This is a genomic window from Streptomyces sp. NBC_00425 (assembly GCF_036030735.1).
Lineage (GTDB): Bacteria > Actinomycetota > Actinomycetes > Streptomycetales > Streptomycetaceae > Streptomyces.
The window spans coordinates 8,313,462-8,332,149 of record NZ_CP107928.1 but is presented as its reverse complement, the minus strand read 5'-3'; the positions used below and the strand labels follow the sequence as shown (position 1 = coordinate 8,332,149).

At 72.5% G+C, this 18,688-nt stretch carries 15 protein-coding genes; 8 read left to right on the top strand and 7 right to left on the bottom strand.

What is annotated here, in order from left to right:
- Window positions 1-21: 21 nt before the first annotated feature.
- The gene (locus tag OHS82_RS36745) at window positions 22-2,076 is read right to left on the bottom strand and encodes a discoidin domain-containing protein (RefSeq protein ID WP_328435388.1); all 2,055 of its coding nucleotides are present in this window, start codon (window positions 2,074-2,076) and stop codon (window positions 22-24) included.
- A gap of 378 nt (window positions 2,077-2,454) precedes the next feature.
- Here OHS82_RS36745 and OHS82_RS36740 point away from each other — a divergent pair, with 378 nt between their 5' ends.
- Complete coding sequence (locus OHS82_RS36740) at window positions 2,455-3,396, top strand: TIGR01777 family oxidoreductase (protein ID WP_057580869.1); 942 nt, start codon at window positions 2,455-2,457, stop codon at window positions 3,394-3,396.
- A gap of 160 nt (window positions 3,397-3,556) precedes the next feature.
- On the opposite strand, the gene OHS82_RS36735 is transcribed toward OHS82_RS36740, so the two are convergent.
- Window positions 3,557-4,273: an alpha/beta fold hydrolase gene (locus tag OHS82_RS36735; RefSeq protein WP_057580867.1), complete on the bottom strand. Its 717-nt coding sequence runs from the start codon at window positions 4,271-4,273 to the stop codon at window positions 3,557-3,559.
- Between the two features lie 20 nt (window positions 4,274-4,293).
- Complete coding sequence (locus tag OHS82_RS36730) at window positions 4,294-5,262, bottom strand: alpha/beta hydrolase (RefSeq protein WP_057580866.1); 969 nt, start codon at window positions 5,260-5,262, stop codon at window positions 4,294-4,296.
- Window positions 5,263-5,589: 327 nt separating this feature from the next.
- On the opposite strand from OHS82_RS36730, the gene OHS82_RS36725 reads away from it, so the two are divergent.
- Entirely contained in the window at window positions 5,590-6,438 is an 849-nt protein-coding gene (locus OHS82_RS36725) for an alpha/beta fold hydrolase (protein WP_328435387.1), read from the top strand.
- Window positions 6,439-7,042: 604 nt separating this feature from the next.
- Here the strand turns inward: OHS82_RS36725 and OHS82_RS36720 are convergent.
- The gene (locus OHS82_RS36720; protein ID WP_057580863.1) at window positions 7,043-7,336 is read right to left on the bottom strand and encodes a DUF6355 family natural product biosynthesis protein; all 294 of its coding nucleotides are present in this window, start codon (window positions 7,334-7,336) and stop codon (window positions 7,043-7,045) included.
- 337 nt (window positions 7,337-7,673) lie between these two features.
- Here OHS82_RS36720 and OHS82_RS36715 point away from each other — a divergent pair, with 337 nt between their 5' ends.
- From OHS82_RS36715 to OHS82_RS36700, 4 genes are all read left to right on the top strand, one after another.
- Entirely contained in the window at window positions 7,674-8,270 is a 597-nt protein-coding gene (locus OHS82_RS36715; protein ID WP_328435386.1) for a hypothetical protein, read from the top strand.
- A 213-nt stretch (window positions 8,271-8,483) separates the two neighbouring features.
- On the top strand, window positions 8,484-10,052 hold the full coding sequence (locus OHS82_RS36710) for a hypothetical protein (protein ID WP_057580861.1): 1,569 nt from the start codon (window positions 8,484-8,486) through the stop codon (window positions 10,050-10,052).
- Between the two features lie 144 nt (window positions 10,053-10,196).
- Entirely contained in the window at window positions 10,197-11,570 is a 1,374-nt protein-coding gene (gene dacB, locus OHS82_RS36705; protein WP_328435385.1) for a D-alanyl-D-alanine carboxypeptidase/D-alanyl-D-alanine endopeptidase, read from the top strand.
- Window positions 11,571-11,786: 216 nt separating this feature from the next.
- Complete coding sequence (locus OHS82_RS36700) at window positions 11,787-12,485, top strand: response regulator transcription factor (RefSeq protein WP_328435384.1); 699 nt, start codon at window positions 11,787-11,789, stop codon at window positions 12,483-12,485.
- 17 nt (window positions 12,486-12,502) lie between these two features.
- Here OHS82_RS36700 and OHS82_RS36695 read toward each other — a convergent pair whose 3' ends face one another.
- Entirely contained in the window at window positions 12,503-13,483 is a 981-nt protein-coding gene (locus OHS82_RS36695; protein ID WP_057580858.1) for an SMP-30/gluconolactonase/LRE family protein, read from the bottom strand.
- 245 nt (window positions 13,484-13,728) lie between these two features.
- Between OHS82_RS36695 and OHS82_RS36690 the strand changes: the two genes are divergently transcribed.
- Complete coding sequence (locus tag OHS82_RS36690; protein WP_057580857.1) at window positions 13,729-14,019, top strand: zinc-ribbon domain-containing protein; 291 nt, start codon at window positions 13,729-13,731, stop codon at window positions 14,017-14,019.
- A gap of 13 nt (window positions 14,020-14,032) precedes the next feature.
- Here the strand turns inward: OHS82_RS36690 and OHS82_RS36685 are convergent, their stop codons facing one another.
- Window positions 14,033-15,118, bottom strand: a complete 1,086-nt coding sequence (locus tag OHS82_RS36685; RefSeq protein ID WP_079041399.1) for a sugar ABC transporter substrate-binding protein — start codon at window positions 15,116-15,118, stop codon at window positions 14,033-14,035.
- Window positions 15,115-17,472 carry a SpoIIE family protein phosphatase gene (locus OHS82_RS36680; RefSeq protein WP_328435383.1) on the bottom strand — a complete coding sequence of 786 codons (2,358 nt, stop codon included), beginning with the start codon at window positions 17,470-17,472 and terminating at the stop codon, window positions 15,115-15,117. Before OHS82_RS36680 ends, OHS82_RS36685 begins: the two co-directional genes overlap by 4 nt.
- A gap of 121 nt (window positions 17,473-17,593) precedes the next feature.
- On the opposite strand from OHS82_RS36680, the gene OHS82_RS36675 reads away from it, so the two are divergent.
- Window positions 17,594-18,685: a sugar ABC transporter substrate-binding protein gene (locus OHS82_RS36675; RefSeq protein ID WP_057580853.1), complete on the top strand. Its 1,092-nt coding sequence runs from the start codon at window positions 17,594-17,596 to the stop codon at window positions 18,683-18,685.
- Window positions 18,686-18,688 lie beyond the last annotated feature (3 nt).

Here is an 18,688-nt window from a genome sequence, read left to right as displayed (position 1 = left end):
CCCCCAGTGTCGCCTTCGCGGCTAGGCGCTGTGGACGCCCACCTCGTAGAGGGAGTATCCCCAGTCCGTGCCGCGGCCCAGACAGTGCACCCGGACGTAGCGGGCCGGGGCGCCGGCGAACTTCGCCGTGTCCAGGCCTCCGTCGCCGGACGTGGTCGACCAGGCGGTCGTCCAGTTCACGCCGTCGGTGGACAGTTCGACGCGGTACGACTTCCCGTACGCGCGCTCCCAGTCGAGGGTGACGCGGGAGACCCGGTTGGTGGCGCCGAGGTCGACCTGCCAGTACTGGTCGTCACTCCAGTCACTGGCCCAGCGGGTGCCGTCGTCGCCGTCGACGGCCCGGCCGGGCTGGTAGCTGGTGAACGGGTTGGACTCGGACGAACTGGCGGTGGCGGTGCGGCCCTCGGCGAGGTCGACCGAGGCCTGGTGCTGCTCGGTCGAGCCCCAGGTGCCGAGGTAGGACTCGGCGCCGCGGAAGAGGTCGTCCACCACGTCCTGGCCGCCGACGCGCCGGATGTCCTCGATCCAGTCGGGGATCATGCCGACGTGGGCGGCGCCGTCGGTGTTGAGGTCGAAGGTGCGCGAGCCGGTCGTCTGACGGTCGATGACGGAGCCGCCGTCGACGCTCTTGAACGGGTAGGTGACCTTGTTCGCGGCGTCGGCGCCGCGGGGGGCCGGGTGGTCGCCTATGCCGTTGAAGTCGGTGCCGAAGCCGTACCCGACGTGGTACTGGTCGCGCAGCGCGTTCGTGCGCTTCGCCTCCGCGGCGAACCCTTCCGAGCCGTGCATGTACTGGGCGACGAAGCCGCCGAGGGAGTAGACCCGCTCGGTCCAGTTGAGGTCCATCCAGCTGTGCGAGGACAGCACGCCGGGGTAGTTCGCGGCCTCGAAGATGTCGAGCGCCTGGCCGGTCGCCTTGACGCTCATGTGGTCGACCTCGAGCATCATCTTGCGTTTCATCATGCCGCGCACGGCGTACTCGCCGAGTGCGGTGAGACCGCGGGTGTTGCACTGCGCGTCGGCCTTGTACGACGGGACGTCGGTGCCCGCCGGGAGGTCCGCCTCCGCCTTCGAGGCGGCGGTGCCGATGGGGTTGTCGTGCTGCGGTCCGGTGCACTTCTCGGTCTGCCAGAAGGTGCCGGTCGACAGGAACTGCCCGACGTTGATGGCCGTTCCCAGACCGCCCTCGTCGAAGCGGACGCCGCAGAGCGCGTTGTCGAACTTGTGGCACAGGAACATGCTGCGCACGCCCAGCCCGTACAGCTCGTCGAGTCCCTTGTCGACGTCGGACTTGCTGCACTGCGCGATGTCGAGGATCTGCTTGCAGCCGAACGGCTCGGAGGTCTCGACGCCGAGGACGACCGCCAGCTTGCCCTGCTTGACGACCTCACGGGCCTGCGCGCTGTCGAGGACGATCCGGAACCAGCCCTTGCCGGGGCCGCCGTACATCTTGTCGATTTGGGCCTGGAGGTCGTACGTCAGCTTGGCCTGCAGCCGGATCGAGGTCATCTCGTCACAACTGCGGTCCTTGAACGGGTAGATGGAGCAGATCATGCCGTTGGTGACGAGGTCGTTGACCAGCACCCGCTGTCCGCCGCGCCAGGCCCGCTCGACCCAGGCGTAGTAGTTCGCCTGGTGGGTCATGGAGTCGTAGGCGGGCCAGTCCTTGAAGGTGGGCCAGCCGGTCGGGTCGTGCTTGCCGTCACCGCCGTGGGTGATGTAGTCGAAGATCGCGAGAGTCCCGTCGGGGTAGTGCTCGGGACAGTCCTTCAGCGCGTCGGCGACGCCGGCCTCGGAGAACACCTTGCCGCAGATCAGCCGTCCGCCGAAGGCCTCGCCCGAGAACAGGTGGTTGTGCGCGTCGACGAACCCGCGGACCTCGCCCGCCGCGTTCGTGCCGGTGAACGGTTCGCCCGTGACACCGATCTGGGAGTCGGGGGCCGGCCGGGCCGTCGGCGTCCACCAGTCCGCGCCGGCCGCCGAGCTCGGCGTGGGCCCGAGGACGGCGGCGAGCACGAGGAGGAGGAGCGAGACGACGGTGGCGTCTCGGCGTCTGCGGTACGGGCGTCCGGTCATGGTCACAGCACACGTCCCTCGGTCGGCGGGGATCGCGCGGTCGACGAGGGCTCTTTGGATGCCCTTGAGCTTGTCATGACCGGCGCAAGATAGTGGGTCGAGGATCGCGACTGACTCCGTTGAGAGTCAATAGTCCGGGACGCTTGACCTGATGAGCCGGCACGGCAGGAACGACGCAAACCCCCTGCATCCGCCCGCCTGTTGCGCCGGAGTCGGGGAGCGGGCGGTGTCGGAGTCGGGGCGCGGGCGGCGCCTGAGGCGATCCGGCGCGTACGAGCGAGGCGGATGCCACCCGATCGGATCACGACCGCGCGCCACATTTTGAACACGTTCAAAATATGGGTAGGGTCTTCTTCGAGAGAGAAGGGGACCCTGCCCATGAAGATCGTGCTGCCCGGCGGGACCGGACAGGTGGGAACGGTCCTGCGCCGCGCGCTGACCGCGGCCGGACATCGGGTCGTGGTGCTGAGCAGGCGGCCGGCGGGCCGGGACGAGGTCGCGTGGGACGGCCGTACGCTCGGCCCCTGGACCGAGGAGATCGACGGCAGCGACGTCGTCGTCAACCTGGCCGGCCGCAGCGTCAGCTGCCGCTACACCCCCGCCAACCTCGAGGCGATGATGAGCTCCCGGGTGGAGTCGACGCGGATCGTGGGCGAGGCGATCACCGCGGCGGCCCGGCCGCCGCGGCTCTGGCTGCAGATGAGCACCGCCACCGTCTACGCCCACCGCTTCGACGCCGCCAACGACGAGGCCACCGGTCTGATCGGCGGATCCGAGCCGGACGTCCCGGACTACTGGGGCTACAGCGTCGACATCGCGACCGCGTGGGAGGAGGAGCAGGAGAAGGCCTGCACCCCGGACACCCGCAAGGTGGCCCTGCGGTCCGCGATGGTGATGAGCCCCGACCGGGGCGGGGTGTTCGACGTCCTGCTGCGGCTGGCCCGGCTCGGCCTCGGCGGCCCGGTCGCGGGAGGCGCGCAGTACGTGTCGTGGATCCACGACCGCGACTTCGTCCGCGCGGTCCAGTTCCTCGTCGCACGGGACGACCTCGCCGGTCCGGTGAACCTGGCCGCGCCCGCTCCGCTCCCCCAGCGCGCGTTCATGCGCGCGCTGCGCGGCGCGTGGGGCGTCCCGGTGGGCCTGCCGGCGACGCGGTGGATGGCCGAACTGGGCGCCTTCGCCCTGCGGTCGGACACCGAACTGCTGCTCAAGAGCCGCCGCGTGGTCCCCGGCCGGCTGCTGGAGGCTGGCTTCGTCTTCGACCACCCGCAGTGGCCGCAGGCCGCCGCCGACCTCGTGCGCCGGGTGCGAAGCCGCTGACGGGCGACGCCGGTGTGCCCGTCATCGACCGCGCCCCGGCCGGTCGGGTGCGGGGGTCTCAGGGCGCCGGCGGGCCGGTGGTGGCGGGCCGGTGGTGGCGGGCCGGGCGGGCGCGCACCCGGGTGGGGGTGCGCGCCCGCGCGACTGACCCGTCCCCGTGTCAGCTGGTCGCGCGCACCGCGTCGAGGATCAGGTCCGCGACCGCCTTCGGCTGCGACACGGCCACCGCGTGCGAGGCGCCCTCGAGTTCGACGATCGTCGCCCCCGCCCGCTTGGCGCCGAAGCGCTCGACGTCGGGGTTGATCGCCTCGTCCGCGGCGGCGATCAGCGCCCAGGACGGCTTCGTCTTCCAGGCGGCCGCCGAGGCCGTCTCCCCGAACGCGGCGGCGGCCAGCGGGCGCTGGGCCGCGGCGAGGATCCTGGTGACGTCGGCGGGCACGTCCGCGGCGAACACCGACGGGAAGGCGTCCTCGGCGATGGTCACCTCGACGGCCGGGTCGCCGCCCGGCACCGGGTACGTCCACTCCTTGAGGTTGCTGACCAGCGGCGAGAGCGGGAAGCGGCCCTGCAGCTCGCCGAGGCTCTCGCCCTCCTCCGGGACGTAGGCCGCGACGTAGACGAGGCCGACGACGTTCTCCGCCGCGCCGGCCACCGTGATGAGGGCGCCGCCGTACGAGTGGCCGACGAGGATCACGGGGCCGTCGATCTGCGCGGCGACGGACGCGACGTACGCGGCGTCGGAGGCGAGGCCGCGCAGCGGGTTCGGCGGGGCGATCACCGGGACGCCCTGGCCCTGGAGCTCGGAGATGACGCCGGACCAGCCGGCCGCGTCGGCGAACGCGCCGTGGATCAGGACGACGGTGGGGGTGGTGGTCATGGGTGTGCTCCTTGTGGTGGTCAGACGTGCAGGGCGTCGCGCAGGGTGCCGACCGCGAGGTTGATCGCGGCTTCGGCGGCGTATGTCGGACGCAGGGCGTTCAGCATCACGAAGTCGTGGATGACGCCCTGGAAGCGGACGGCGGTGACCGGGACGCCTGCCTCGCGCAGCTTGTTGCCGTACGCCTCGCCCTCGTCGCGCAGCACGTCGGCCTCACCGGTGATCACCAGGGCCGGCGGGAGGTCCTTCAGCTGCTCGGGCGTCGCCCGCAGCGGCGACGCGGTGATCTGCGCGCGCTCGGACTGGTCGGTCGTGTACTGGTCCCAGAACCACTGCATCGCGTCGCGGCGCAGGAAGTAGCCCTCCGCGAACTGGTGGTACGAGCCGGTGTCGAAGGCCGCGTCGGTCACCGGGTAGAACAGCACCTGCTGCACCAGCGGAACACCGCCGCGCTCCTTGGCCATCAGCGTCAGCGCGGCGGCCATGTTCCCGCCCACCGAGTCACCCGCGACGGCGATGCGCGCCCCGTCCAGGTCCTTCGACGCGCCCTGCTCCACGACCCACCGGGCCACGGCGAAGTTCTGCTCGATCGCCACCGGGTACCGCGCCTCGGGCGAGAGGTCGTACTCCGGGAACACGACCGCGGCCCCGGCCCCCACCGCCAGCTCACGCACGAGCCGGTCATGCGTGTGCGCGTTGCCGAACACCCAGCCCGCGCCGTGGATGTACAACACCACCGGGAGCACGCCGTCGACGCCGGCGGGCCGCACGATCCGTACGCGTACGGACCCCGTCGGACCGCCCGCGACCGTCAGCCACTCCTCGTCGACGGCGGGCTTGGCGATCTCACCCGACTGCACCTCGTCGACCGCCTTTCGACCCTCCACCGGACCGAGGTCGAAGAGGTACGGCGGGTTGGCGGTGGCCTCGGCGAACGCCGCCGCCTGGGGTTCGAGCACCGGCGTGACCGGCTCGACGAGGTCGGACATGGAAACTCCTGCTGTTCTCGTGGTGCGTTGTCTCGAGTAACCAAGCTAGAACGCGCGTACGCCCGGGAGTTGGCCGTCCGCGCACCGTCGCTGTTCCCCCAGTGCACCACCCGGGAGGCCGGCCGGACCGGATCCGGCCGCGCGGCGCGGCGCGGCGCGGCGCATTCAACGGGGCTCGCCCGGCGGGGCCGGTACGCGGGGCTCGTACGCGAGTGCCGGACGGCGGCCCGTCGCAAGAGAAAATCGGACGCGCCCCTCAACCTGGTTGCACTAGCCTAAAACCTAGAGCCTCTAGCTATCGCTATCGCAGCCCGACAGGAGCAAGCGTTGAACGCGACCCGTACCGGCACGCTCAAGGTGCCCGGCGCCACCCTCCACTACGAGACGGCCGGCAGCGGGCCGGTCCTCCTCCTCATCCCCGGCGGAGCCGGCGACGCCGGACTGTACGCGGGCATGACGCCACGGTTGGCCGCTCACCACACGGTGGTCACCTACGATCCGCGCGGCCTGTCCCGCAGCCCGCTCGACGGCCCCGCCGGTGCCCCGCCCGCCGACGAGCAGGTCCGGGTGTGGAGCGACGACGCCCACCGGCTGCTCGAACTGCTCGCCCCCGACGAGGAGGCGGCCGTGCTCGGTTGCAGCTCCGGCGCGGTCGTGGCGCTCGATCTGCTGGCCCGACGGCCGCAGCGGCTGCGCAGGGTGGTCACGCACGAGCCGCCGCTGGTGGAACTCCTCGAGGACCCCGCTCCGCACCGGGCGCTCTTCGCCCGGGTGCGCGAGACCTTCCGGCGGGCAGGGGCCGAAGCCGCCATGGCCCGGCTCGGCGAGGGCCTGTCGGACGGGACCGGGCGGCAGGCGCCCGAGCAGCCGACGGAACTGCCGCCCGGCGTCCGGGAGATGGCCGGACGGATGCACGCCAACCTGCCGGTCTTCCTCGGCCGCGTCCTGGTCCCGTTCTCCTCGACCCTGCCCGACCTCGCGGCGCTGCGCCCGGTCGCCGACCGGCTGACGCCGGCCGCCGGGCAGGACTCCCGCGGGCAGGCGGCGCTGTACGGGCCGGCCGTGCGGCTCGCGGAGCTCCTCGGATCCACGTTCGTGGAGTTCCCCGGCGGCCACCTCGGAGCCGTCGAGAATCCCTCGGAGTTCGCCGAACGACTGCTGACCGTACTGAAGTGAACGACCCCGCTCGCCCTCGTCAACCCGGGCCGTCCCCACCCGCACCCGCACCGGGAGCGTCTTCACCGAGGAGGCGGCCGAGCTCGCGGAGGCGGTGGGCGTCCTGCGTCGGCGAAAGCGCGGCTGGGCTCCCGCGGTCGTGTCCCACCCCGCGACGGCCCGCCCCTGCGGCCGGGGCGGACCGTCCGGAACTCCTGCGCCGACTCGCCGTGCGGGACCGGGAGTTCGCCCGCTGGACGGACGAGGCCGGGCCCCGCGGCCTGCGGCGGGCGGCGGGCGGCATGGGGGCTTCTCCCCGCCTCCCCCGACCTGCTCGAGACGGCGCTGCGCGAGAGGCTCGACGGCAGCGCCGGCCTCCTCCGGGCGAAGAGCGGCGCCTTCGCGCAGGGCGCGGTCCGGTACCTCGGCGAGGTCGTCCGCCGCGCCGGGAACGGCGTGGTGTGGCAGTACCGGAACCGCACCCGCTTCGACGAGCCCCTCACGACGGCGATGTTCCACGCCGCGGACGGGATCTGCCCCGAACACTCCGACGTCCTGGACGACTTCGCGTGAGTGCCCGTCACCACGGGCTCAGCATGTGCTCAGTGCGGGTCCATCGCGGACGTCAGCACAGACGGCCGACGTAGTAGGCGCCCTGGATCTTGCCGGCCGGCCCCAGCCAGGTCGTGCCCGGGCCGACACAGCGCTCGTAGTCCGGCGCCAGGGCGACCTCGACCTTGACGACCACCCGGGAGCCGTCCGACGTGCAGTGGTTGTAGTAGGCGTCAGAACTGGTCTTGTAGAAGCCGCACGGGTCCGCGGCCGCGGGGCTCACGGTGGCAGCGGTCACCGCGCCCAGCGAGGCGACCACGAGAGCGACGGAACCGATGGTGCTGAGCACCGTACGACGAAAGCGCACGACAGAACTCCTTGACGGATCGGGAGAGCGGGACGGGGCGGGTCGACCGGACGGCCGGCCGAGGATCGCCTGCCTCAGGATCGGGGCGCGCAGCCGGGGACGGCCGCGTCTCGCGTCCCGTTCACCCCGGGAATCGTTTCGCCGGTCCGCCGTTGGAGTGGATCTTCCTCGGGGGACGACTCACCGGTGCGGATCCGGGGCAGGGCGGGCCGATTTCACCCGGCTGACCGCCTCGAGTGGTGGACCGGCGTGCGCTGACTGACGGTGGATCACGTCAGGCCGGGTCAGGTGAGCTGACGAGGTGTCGGCTGCCCGGTCGGGACGGAAGGACCATCAGATGCGCTCTGCTCGAATGATCCTGGCCACCGCGGCGGCCTCGGCCGCCCTGGCGATCGGCGCCCCGGGCGCCTTCGCCACCGACGGGGACTGGGACCACGACAGCTCCTCCTACAGCAAGGAGGACAGCTCCTCCGCCAAGGAGGACGGCTCCTGGTCCGGCAAGGAGCACGGCAAGGAGGACCACGGGAAGGAAGAGCACAGCAAGGGCGAACACGGCAAGGGCGAGCACGACGGACCGCACGGTGGGATGCACACCGGCGGAGGCGCCCTGACCGCGGTGGACCAGGACGGCGACCGCGGCGCGGCGAAGGACCCCCGGTTCGACCCGGAGACCTACAAGGACAAGGACAAGGACAAGGACTGGGAGGCCGCCGACACCAACAAGGAGGAGCACGGCTCGGGCTCCTGGGAGGGCGGCAAGGAGGAGTCCGGCGGCTGGAGCGGTAAGCACGACAAGCCCAGCGGCGGCATGCACACCGGTGGCGGCGCCCTCGCCGGCCCGTCGACGACGGCGGCCGGACTCGGCGTCCTCGCCGTCGCCGGCACCGGCGTCTACGCCCTGCGCCGCAGGAAGACGGCGGGAGGTGTGGCCTGACCATGCCTGACGCGATAGCAGCCGCGGCCGCCACGCTCGCCCCGCGTGGCGGTCCGGCCGGCTGCCGGTCACGGCCGGCGGCACCCGGCGCCGACGTCCTCGTCGGCGCCGGCCCCGTACGCTTCGCCGCCGATCCCCCTGTCGGCAGCCCCGCTGCGCCCGTACACTGACAAATCGCAGATGTGCGGGCGCAGTTCAGCGGGGGGAGCCGCCATGTCGGGGGACCAGTACGGCAGATACGACCACACCTTCAACGTTCCACCCATGCCGTCGGCGCCGCCGCCGGCCCCGGCCGACGGAGTGCGGGCCGTCGCGGTCGCGGTGCTCAACCTCAGCGGACTGGGGCTGGGGTACGCGCTGACGCGGCGCTGGGTGCTGACGGCGCTGTGCTGGGCGGCCACCGCCGCCCTGCTGCTCGTGGCGCTGCCGGCCGACCCGGACGGCGTCCCGGGTCTCGCGCTCGTCCTGTACGGCGTGTTCCTCGTCGCCGTGGCGGCGCACGGGGCGCGTGTGGGCCTGCGCACACCGCTGGCGGGACTGCGCAACGCGCCCCTCGCGCTCGGGCTGGGGCTGCTCCTGCTGGTGGCCCCGGCCGGTGGGGCGGTGCTGTACGACGGGGCGCGGGACGAAGCGATCCAGCAGATGCTCCTCGACCGGCTCGACGAGGCGAACCGCCTGGTGGAGGCGGCCGGTGACCGGCCCTTCGACTCGGCGCAGGCCGACTACCGCAAGGCTCTCGCCTCCTACGCCGCACTGCAGGCCGATCACCCCGGCTCCCGGGCCGCCGAGCGGGTGCCTGCGCAGATGAAGACCTTCTACCGGACGGTCGGCGCCTCCTACGAACAGGGCGACCACTGTGCGGCCACCGCGCCGCTGAAGTTCCTGCGCACCGTGCCGAAGAGCCTGCCCGCGACGGATCTCGGTGAGCTGAAGACCTGGCCCGACGACCGGCTGGCCACCTCGCTGTACGAGTGCGCGTCCACGTCTCTCACGGCGGGCGAGGCGGGCTGGACGGGACAGTTCGGGGAACTGCTGACCACCTTCCCCGCCTCGGCGCAGGCCGCGAAGGTGGAGCCGGCCGTGGCCGCGGCCGTCGTGCGGACGGAGAAGGACCTGGGCGGAGCCGAACCCTGCTCGGCGGTCGAGCGGCTGTCCACGCTGAGCTCGCAGATCGACGGGCTGCCCGCCGAGCGGACGACGTTCTCCGGCGCCCTCGACAAGGACGCCGCCCGGGCCACGGCGAGCGCCGACACGGGTAAGTACACCTGCGGTGTGGACCAGTACCGGGACGGCGACTTCAAGTCGGCGCAGACGACCATGACCGACTACGCCTCCGGCCACAAGAACGCCGGGAACGCTGCACTGGCGAAGAAGTTCGCGATAGCGGCGGAGATCGCCCAGACCGTGCCGGCCGCGGGAAAGAAGCTGCCGACGACGCGTTCCGGCGGAAGCATCTCGGTGACGGTGCAGAACGACAGTCCCGACCAGATCACGGTTCTGTACACGGGTCCGGTCACCGGCAGTTTCACCCTCAAAGGATGCGGCAGCTGTAAGGCGTACTCCCTCGGCAGCACCCTCACTCCGGGTTTCGAGCCCTGCAGCAACAGCAGTAAGAAGTATCCGGAGCGGACCATCAGCCTGCCGGTCGGCACCACGTTCTTCCTGCACAAGCCGATGAACGACAGCCTCGACACGCCCGCTTCGGACACGGCGAAGCTCGAATCCGGCTACATCTACACCGAGTGCGCCTATACGACGCAGCGCCTGGGGTCGCTCTCCTGAACGTGGGGGAAACGGGCGGGGAATTCCGTTCGCTGAATTTCCGTCAGTTTCTCAATTCATCACCTATGGGTCACATGTGACAGGTGATAAGGTGCGCCGGAATTCCCTTGCGCAGGCCCCCCACGAAAGCCCTGAGAAACCCCCATGGACGACATAATGCCGGACTCCCCCACCACCTCCTTCGCGCCGGGCGGCCGGCGCAGACACCGCAAGGCCCGGCACAACGGCGCAGGCCTGCGCCGGGCGCTCGTGCTCGCGCTGGCCGTGCCCGTCACGTCCGCCGCCCTGGCCGGCCCTTCGGCGTTCGCCGCGGACAAGGGCGTCGGCACGACGGCCAAGGACACCTCGCCGTCCAAGGGCCCCGACGCGGACGACCAGCAGATGGCCGCCAATCTCGCGACCCGGGTCCTGGACCGGCGACTGGGCTCCGACGTCAGCGGCGTGGTCCTCGACGCCGACTCGGGCGCCTCGCTCTGGGACCACAACGGGGCGACGGCGCTGATGCCGGCGTCCAACGTCAAGCTCGCCACCTCGACCGCCGCGCTCACCGTGCTCGGCCCCGACCACCGGTTCACCACCAAGGTCGTCTACGGCGGCGGCACCCTCACTCTCGTCGGGGGCGGCGACCGCACGCTCACGGGAGCGGACCTCGGCGAGCTGGCGAGCAGCGCGGTGGCCGGCCTCAAGGCGGCCGGGCTGACGTCGGTGAAGGTCGCCGTCGACGACAGTCTCTTCCCCGAACCCACCCTGGCCAACGGCTGGAACACCGGCTACTACCCCGACTCCGTGGCGCCGGTGCGCGCTCTCGTCGTCGACGGGCACGGCGTGCAGGACACCTCCCTGGACGCCGGGCAGGCGTTCGCGCGGCAGCTGACCGCGGCCGGGGTCACCGTGGACGGCGCCGTCACCCGGGCCACCGCGAAGGCGACGGACTTCCCGGTCGCCCGGCATCAGTCGGCGCCGCTGTCGGACATCGTCCACACGATGCTCAAGACCAGCGACAACAACATCGCCGAGACCCTGCTGCGGATGACCGCCCTGGGCGCGGGCCGTCCGGCGACCTTCGAGGGCGGCACGCAGGTCGTGCGCCAGGTGCTGAGCGAGCGGTACGGGGTGTCGCTCGACCACTTCGAGATGTACGACGGCAGCGGCCTGTCCCGGGCGGACCGCATCCCGGCCGCCACCCTCGCGGACATCCTCGAGCTGGTGACGAAGCCGCAGCACGCCCGCGTCCTCGGCTCCATCCTGGACGGGCTGCCCGTCTCCGGCGAGGCCGGCAGCACCCTCGGACCGGAGTGGGGCCGCTTCGACGACGCGAACTCCAAGTGCGCGGTCGGCAAGGTGCACGCGAAGACCGGCACCCTCACCGGGGCCATCGCGCTGAGCGGCCTCACCCAGGGCAAGGACGGCAAGTGGAAGGTGTTCTCCTTCGTCGAGAACGGCTCCACCGCCAACCCGAACGACATCAAGGACGCGATGGACGGTCTCGCCGCGACCGTGAACGGCTGCTGGGCCTGACCCGTCGCCGGGCAGGACACGGGAGGGCCGGCCGCCGGAAGGCGCCGGCCCTCCCGCCTTGCGCGATCAGCTGTGACGCACACCACAAGGGAACGATGCCGTTTCGATGACCCGGAGGACTATTCTGGCCAACAAGTGAACGAAACAGTTTCGTTCCTAAGAGGCGTTCGCCCCCACCGCATGGAGTTCGCCCCCACCGCATGGAGAACGACAGCCATGGCCTCCGTACTCATCGTCGACGATCAGTCCCTCCAACGCGTCGGCCTGCGCATGCTGCTGGCCGGGGTACCCGACCTCACCGTCGTGGGCGACACGGCGAGCGGCACGGAAGCGGTGCGCATGAGCGCCGCGCTCCGTCCCGACGTCGTCCTGATGGACGGCCGCCGTCCGCTCGCGGACGACATCGAGACCATCCGCCGCATCGCCCGCCCCGCACCCCTCGCCGCGGTCGGCGAGACGGCCCGGCCGCCCGGCCCCCGGCCGCGGGTGCTGGTCCTGACCTCCGGCAGCGACGCCGCCCACGCCTACGCCGCACTGCGCGCGGGCGCCGGCGGCTTCCTGCTCAAGGACGCCACCCCCGACGAACTGACCGCGGCCGTCCGGGCGGTGGCGGCGGGGGACGCCGTCATCACGCCCGAACTGACCCGTGCGCTCATCGACACCGTCCGCCACGAGCGCGCCGCGCTCCCCCGCGGCGGGGCGGCCGGACCGGACGCCCTCACCGAACGCGAGCGCGACGTGCTCGTCGCGGTCGCCTCCGGCTGGTCCAACGCGGAGATCGCCGCGCGGCTGTCCATCGCCCCGACCACCGTCAAGTCGCACGTCAGCCACATTCTCGCCAAGATCGGCGCCCGCGCCCGCGTCCAGGCGGTCGCCTTCGCCTACGAGTACGGCCTGGTGCACCCGGCGGCCTGACGCGGCCTCGGACCGCCCTAGCGCCGGGCGCGCTGGCGCACGTGGGCCAGGAGGAGGTTGGGGTCCTTCTGGCTGAAGTACGCCGCGCTGGTGACGTAGGCGGTCCTGCCGCGTACGGCCACGGCCGTCGGGTTGGACAGTCCGGCCTGGCGGTCGAGGACGACCTGGTGGGTGCCGTCCGGGCGGACCAGGGCGACCTCGCTGCCGCCGGTCAGCGCGACGAGGGCGGTGTCGCGGTGCCGCTCGACGAACCCGAAGTCGTCGAGCGCGTAGAGGCCCGTCGCCCGGGTCTGGATCGCGCAGGCCGAGCCGTCCTGTCCGACCGGGATGCGCAGCAGGGTTCCGGCGTTGGTGTTGGACACCCACACGGCGTCGCGGTGCAGGCGCAGACCGTTGGCTCCGACCTTGGCCGCGGGCCGCGGGTTGCGCGGCTCGAGTGCGGCTCCCTCGGCCCACGCGGTGGGCTTGCCGCCCGCGCGCGGGACGCGCCAGACGGTGCCGAGCACCGAGTCGGCGACGTAGAACACGCCTCGGCGCTCGTCGAGGGCGAGACCGTTGGGGAACCCCGTCGCCGGCAGCTGGGCGATCTGGCGGGGCTTTCCGCCGCCGGCGGGGACGCGCCAGATGCCGGTGGCGCGGGTGCCGGTGGCGTAGGTGACGTACAGCGTGCCGTCCTGCGCGCGGACGATGCCGAGGACGACGGCCCTGCCGACGACGGGCGTGGACGCGTCCGGCACGGCGGGCAGCGTCGCGAGGAGCCGCTCTCGGCCCTCGCGGGTGACGTTGACGACCTGCCGTGCGGTCGAGAACGTCAGGTCGGCCGAGCCGTCGGGTTCGAGCGCGAGGTTCTCCGGCGACCCGCCCTTCGCGAGGTCGAAGTGGGCGACGACGCGCGGCGCGGACACCGTCGGCTCGTCGCCGGCGGCGGGAGCCGTGGCGAGCAGCCCTAGGGCGAGTGCGGCGGCGGTGACACCCGCCGAACGAGGAAGTCGGGGCATGGGACCTCTTCTCGGAGGAAGCTGAACCGCCGTGGTGCGGCGGCCAGACGACCATGGCGGCGTCCCGGCGGCGACCGCCGCCGTCGCGGCCGGGAGATCGCCCGCGTGGCCCAGGGCATCGACCCGGCTGCCGCTCACCCGGGTGATCCCGCGATGCAGCAGACTGTGCGGTGCTACAGCCGTCCCGAAGGACACCCGGGCGGACACCCGCCCGGACGGACACCCACCCCAGAAGGAAGCACGACGTGATCATCTTCGGCACCAAGGGATACCTCTACCAGCTGGCGATACTGACGCTGGTGTGCGGCCGCTGCGGCAACCCCGCCGCGCACACGCTCAGGAAGCGGGTCACGAAGTTCACCCTGTTCTTCGTGCCGTTGTTCCCGATCTCCTCGAAGTACGCGACCCAGTGCACCTTCTGCGGCGCGGAGCAGAAGGTGGCCAAGGAGCAGGCCGAGCAGCTGCAGGCGCAGGCCGCGGGCCACGTCGGCGGTCAGGCGTACGGGCAGCCGCAGCAGCAGCCGTACCAGCACTGACGTCCGACCGGGTTCACGGGGTGAGTCCGACCCGGTCGCAGGCCGCGCGCAGTCGCGGGGTGCAGATCTGGGCGACGGTGTAGACGCCGCTCCCGACGAGGACCGGCTCGACGTCCTCGGCCGTCACGGCGGTCGGGGTGAGCAGGACCGACGGGATGTCCTCGGTGGTGGGGCTGTCCACGGTCGTGGTGGCCCTGTCGCGGGGATCGTCGCCCCGCCCGACGGCGACGGCCATGGCGGCGACCGCGGACGCCTCGTCCTTGAACGGCTTGTACACCGTCATGTACTGCTCGCCCTTGACGATCCGCTGCACAGCGTCGAGGTCGGCGTCCTGGCCGGTGACGGGCGGGAGGTCGGTGACGCCGGCGCTCTTCAGCGAGGAGATCACGCCCGAGGCGATGGCGTCGTTGGCGGCCAGCACACCGTCGATGCGGTCCGGGCCGAGGGCCGCGACGGCGGCGGACATGTTGGCGTGGGCGTTCTGCGCGCTCCAGTCCAGCGTGTTGTAGGACCTGGCGATCGTCACCCGGCCGGCGAGGACGGACAGCGCGCCCTTGCGGTACAGGGCCGCGTTGGGGCTGGTGGGGTCGCCGTTGACCATGACGACGTCGGCGTCCTCGGCCCGCTTGCCCAGGGCGTCGAGGAGCGCCTGGCCCTGGAGCCTGCCGACCTCGTGCCCGTCGAAGCCGACGTAGCCGGTGACGGGGCCCTCGGCGAGGCGGTCGTAGGCGACGACGGGGACGCCCGCCCGGCGCGCCTCCTGGATGGAGGAGCGCAGCGCCCGGGTGTCGGCGGCGTCGAGGATCAGGACCTTCGCGCCCTTGGTGACCATGGACACCATCTGCTGGCGCTGTCTGGTCACGTCGTTCTCGGCGTTGGCGTATTCCACCGTGCAGGCCGGGCACAGTTTCTTCACCTGCGCCTCGATGAGCGGCCGGTCCGAGTGCTCCCAGCGCGGCACGGCCCGGCTGGGGAGCAGCAGGCCGACGGTGAAGCCCTCGCCGGAGCCGCTCTGCCCTCCGCCGTCGCAGGCGGCCAGGGGCAGGGTCAGAAGGGCCGCGCCGACCACCGCGGCTGCGTATCTGCGTCGGGTGCTCACGGCACTGCCTCCGGTACGACGATCTCGCTCCACACTTGTTTGCCGCCGGCCACCGGGACCGAGCCGAACGCGTCGGACATCGCCTCGACCAGCAGCAGGCCGCGGCCTCCGGTGGACTCCCAGTCGACGATCACCGGTTTGGCGGGGGCGCGCGGCGAGGAGTCGCTCACGCAGACGCGCACGCGGTCGCCGCGCAGGATCAGGTCGAGCCGGACCGGGCCCTGTGTGTGCACGAGGGCGTTGGTGACGAGCTCGGAGACGACCAGCAGCACGGCGTCGGCGGCCTCCTGGACCTGCCAGCGGCGCAGGGTGCGCGCGGTGAAGCGGCGGGCGTGCATCACGGCGTCGGGCAGCCGCCACACCATCCAGCCGGCCCGGATGGGGCGGGTCTTCATGCCGTCGTAGCGCAGCAGCAGCAGCGCCACGTCGTCCTCGCGGCGGCCGGCGTCGCCGAGCAGCAGGTCGGCCGTGCGGCCGAGGTCCGCGGGGTCGGCCGCGGCGAGCGCGGCGCGGGTGCGCCGCATGCCCTCGTCGAGCGGGAGGTCGGCTGCCTCGACCAGACCGTCGGTGACCAGGGCGAGGACCGTGCCGGGGGTCAGTTCGACGGCCGTCATGGGGAAGTCGGCCTCGGCGAGGATGCCCAGCGGGGGGCCGCCCGCGACCTCGACCTCCTCGGTCTCGCCGTCGGGCCTGCGCAGCAGGGGCGCCAGATGGCCGGCCCGCACGAACAGGGTGTTGCCCTCCTCCATGTCCAGTTCGGCGTAGCAGCAGGTGGCGAACAGGTCGGTCTCCATGCCGACGAGGAGCCGGTTGGCGTGCGAGACGACCACGTCGGGCGGGTGACCCTCCATCGCGTAGGCCCGGACCGCGGTCCGCATCTGGCCCATGATCGTCGCGGCTCCGGCACTGTGGCCCTGCACGTCTCCGATGACCAGCGCCACCCGGTCCTGGGAGAGGGCGATGACGTCGTACCAGTCGCCGCCCACCTGGAGGCCGCGCCGGGCCGGCAGATAGCGGGCGACGGCGGTCCCGCCGGGGAGTTCGGGCAGGCGCCGGGGCAGCAGGCTGCGCTGGAGCATCGTGGCGAGTTCCTGCTCGGCGTCGTGCGCGTGGGCCCGTTTGAGGGCCTGTCCGACGAGGGCGGCGGTCGCGGTGAGCAGCGACCGTTCCTCGGGGACGAACTCGTGCGGCCGGTCCCAGCCGACCAGGCACACGCCGGCGACGCTGCCCTTGGCGGGCAGCGGCAGGACGGCCAGTCCGCCGGGGCCGATGCCGGACAGTCCGGGTTCGAGGTCGGCGTCGGTGGGCCACAGGTCCATCCGGCCGTCGCGCAGCGCGTCCCGCAGGGTGGGCAGGGCGCGCAGCGGGGCGTCGGGCCATTCGGTGCGCCATTCCGAGCGCCAGGCCTCGGGCCAGGCCGTGGGCTGGGGCGGGTCGAGGACGGTGACCATGAGCCGGTCGTCCTGCAGTGCGGCGAGGGCGACGCGGTCGGCGGCCAGCGGCTCCCGCAGGGCGGCGACCACCACGCGGCCGACGTCGCGGACGGTGGCGGCGTCGTCGAGGGCGGCGGTCAGCCACTGGATGCGGGAGACGTCGTCGGCTCCGCCGCGCAGCACCGGGGTGGCCGTCACCAGGCCGAGCACGCCGTCCGGCCGGCCTTCGGCGGCCGGCGCGGTCCGGCAGCTCAGGCTCAGCCAGCGCATCTCGCCCTTCGGGCCGCGGACCCGGAACTCCAGGTCGCGCCGGCCGGACTCCAGGTCCGCGGGCTCCAGGACCGTCATCAAAGCGTGCATGTCCTCCGGCAGGGCGTGGGCGAGCAGGGTGTCGACCTTGCCGTCGAAGTCGTCGGGGGTGATGCCGACCAGCTCGAGCAGGGTCTCGTCGGCCTCGATCAGGCCGGTGTCGGGGAAGAGGACGAACGAGCCGACGCGCAGGCTGTGCAGGGCGGGCGCCAGCAGGGACGCCGTTCCCGGCGGGTCGGGGGCCGGTTCGAGCAGCACGGCGACGGCGTCGGCGTACCGCTCCAGGAACCGGCGCTGTTCGTTCTCGAAGCCGTCCGCGGAGGAGCCGAGGACGAGGAGGCAGCCCAGTCGCCGGCCGTCCGCGTCCAGGGGAAGCGCGCCGAGCGGTCCGGGTGGGGTGTCGGCGGGCAGCCAGAGGGGGCGGTCGGTGCGGAAGGCGAGGACCGCGGGCGAGTCACCGGACAGCGGCAGGCGCTCCGGCGGCCGCTGTCCGGAAGGGGTTCCTCCGGACGTGTCCACCAGCCGGAGTTCTCCCTCGGCGGCGCCGGGCGCGTAGACCGCCGCCAGCGTCGCTCCGGCGAAGGTCAGGGCCCGGTCGAGGCATGTCCGCAACGTACCTCCCGTCCTGCCGCAGGTGCCGACAGGTTGAGATCGGGGCACCCACCCACCAGAATCGCATATAAGGATCAGCCGAACATATCCACCCTATTGTCGTCTACGGCAGGTATCGCATATGAAGGCCTGCATTCGGGACACGGTGATGGCCCTGACCGTGCTCTGCACGGCGGCGGTCCTGGCCGCCTGCGGGGCGGACGCCGACAGCGAGCCCCGCGACGGCGGGAGCGGACCGCGCATCGGCCTGTTGCTGCCGGACGCCACCACGCCCCGCTGGGAGGGCCAGGACAGGCCGCTGCTGGAGAAACGGATCGCCCGGCTGTGCGACGACTGCGAGGTCGAACACGCCAACGCCAAGGGCGATGTGGCACTCCAGCAGGAACAGATGGATTCGATGATCACCAAGGGGGTGGACGCCATCGTGCTGGTGGCCGTGGACGCGCGCTCGCTCGGACCCGCGGTCACCAAGGCCCACGAGGCCGGCATCCCCGTCATCGCCTACGACCGGCTCGCCGAGGGCCCCGTCTCGGGCTACGTCTCCTTCGACGGCGTGGAGGTCGGCAGGCTCCAGGGCAGGGCCCTGCTGCGGGCGATGGGCGACAAGGTGCCCGGCGCCCAGATCGTCATGATGAACGGCGACCCGAGCGACCCCAACGCCCGGGCGTTCCAGCGGGGCGCGCTGTCCGTGCTCGCCGGGAAGGTGCGGATCGGCAAGGCGTACGACACCCCGCAGTGGCGGCCGGAGACCGCGCACATGAACATGTCCGGGGCGCTCGCGGCGCTCGGCCCCGAGTCGATCGACGGGGTCTACGCGGCCAACGACGGTCTCGCCGGAGGCAGCATCTCCGCCCTCAAGGCGAACAAGGTCACCCCGCTGCCGCCGGTCACCGGGCAGGACGCAGAACTCCCCGCGCTGCGCCGCATCGTCGGCGGCGACCAGTACATGACCGTCTTCAAGCCGTTCGGGCCCGAGGCGGCGGCCGGCGGCTCCATGGCCGTGGCGGCGGCGCGCGGCGAGAGCCTCGAACCCGTCGCCACCGGCGAGGTGCCGACGCGCGGCGGGGAGGCCGTCGCGTCCGTGCTGCTCACGCCGGTGTCCGTGACGGTCGACAACATCGGGACCACGGTCGTCAAGGACGGCCTGCACACCGTCCAGCAGATCTGCACGCCGCAACTCCGGGCCGCCTGCGACAGGGCCGGACTCACCTGACGC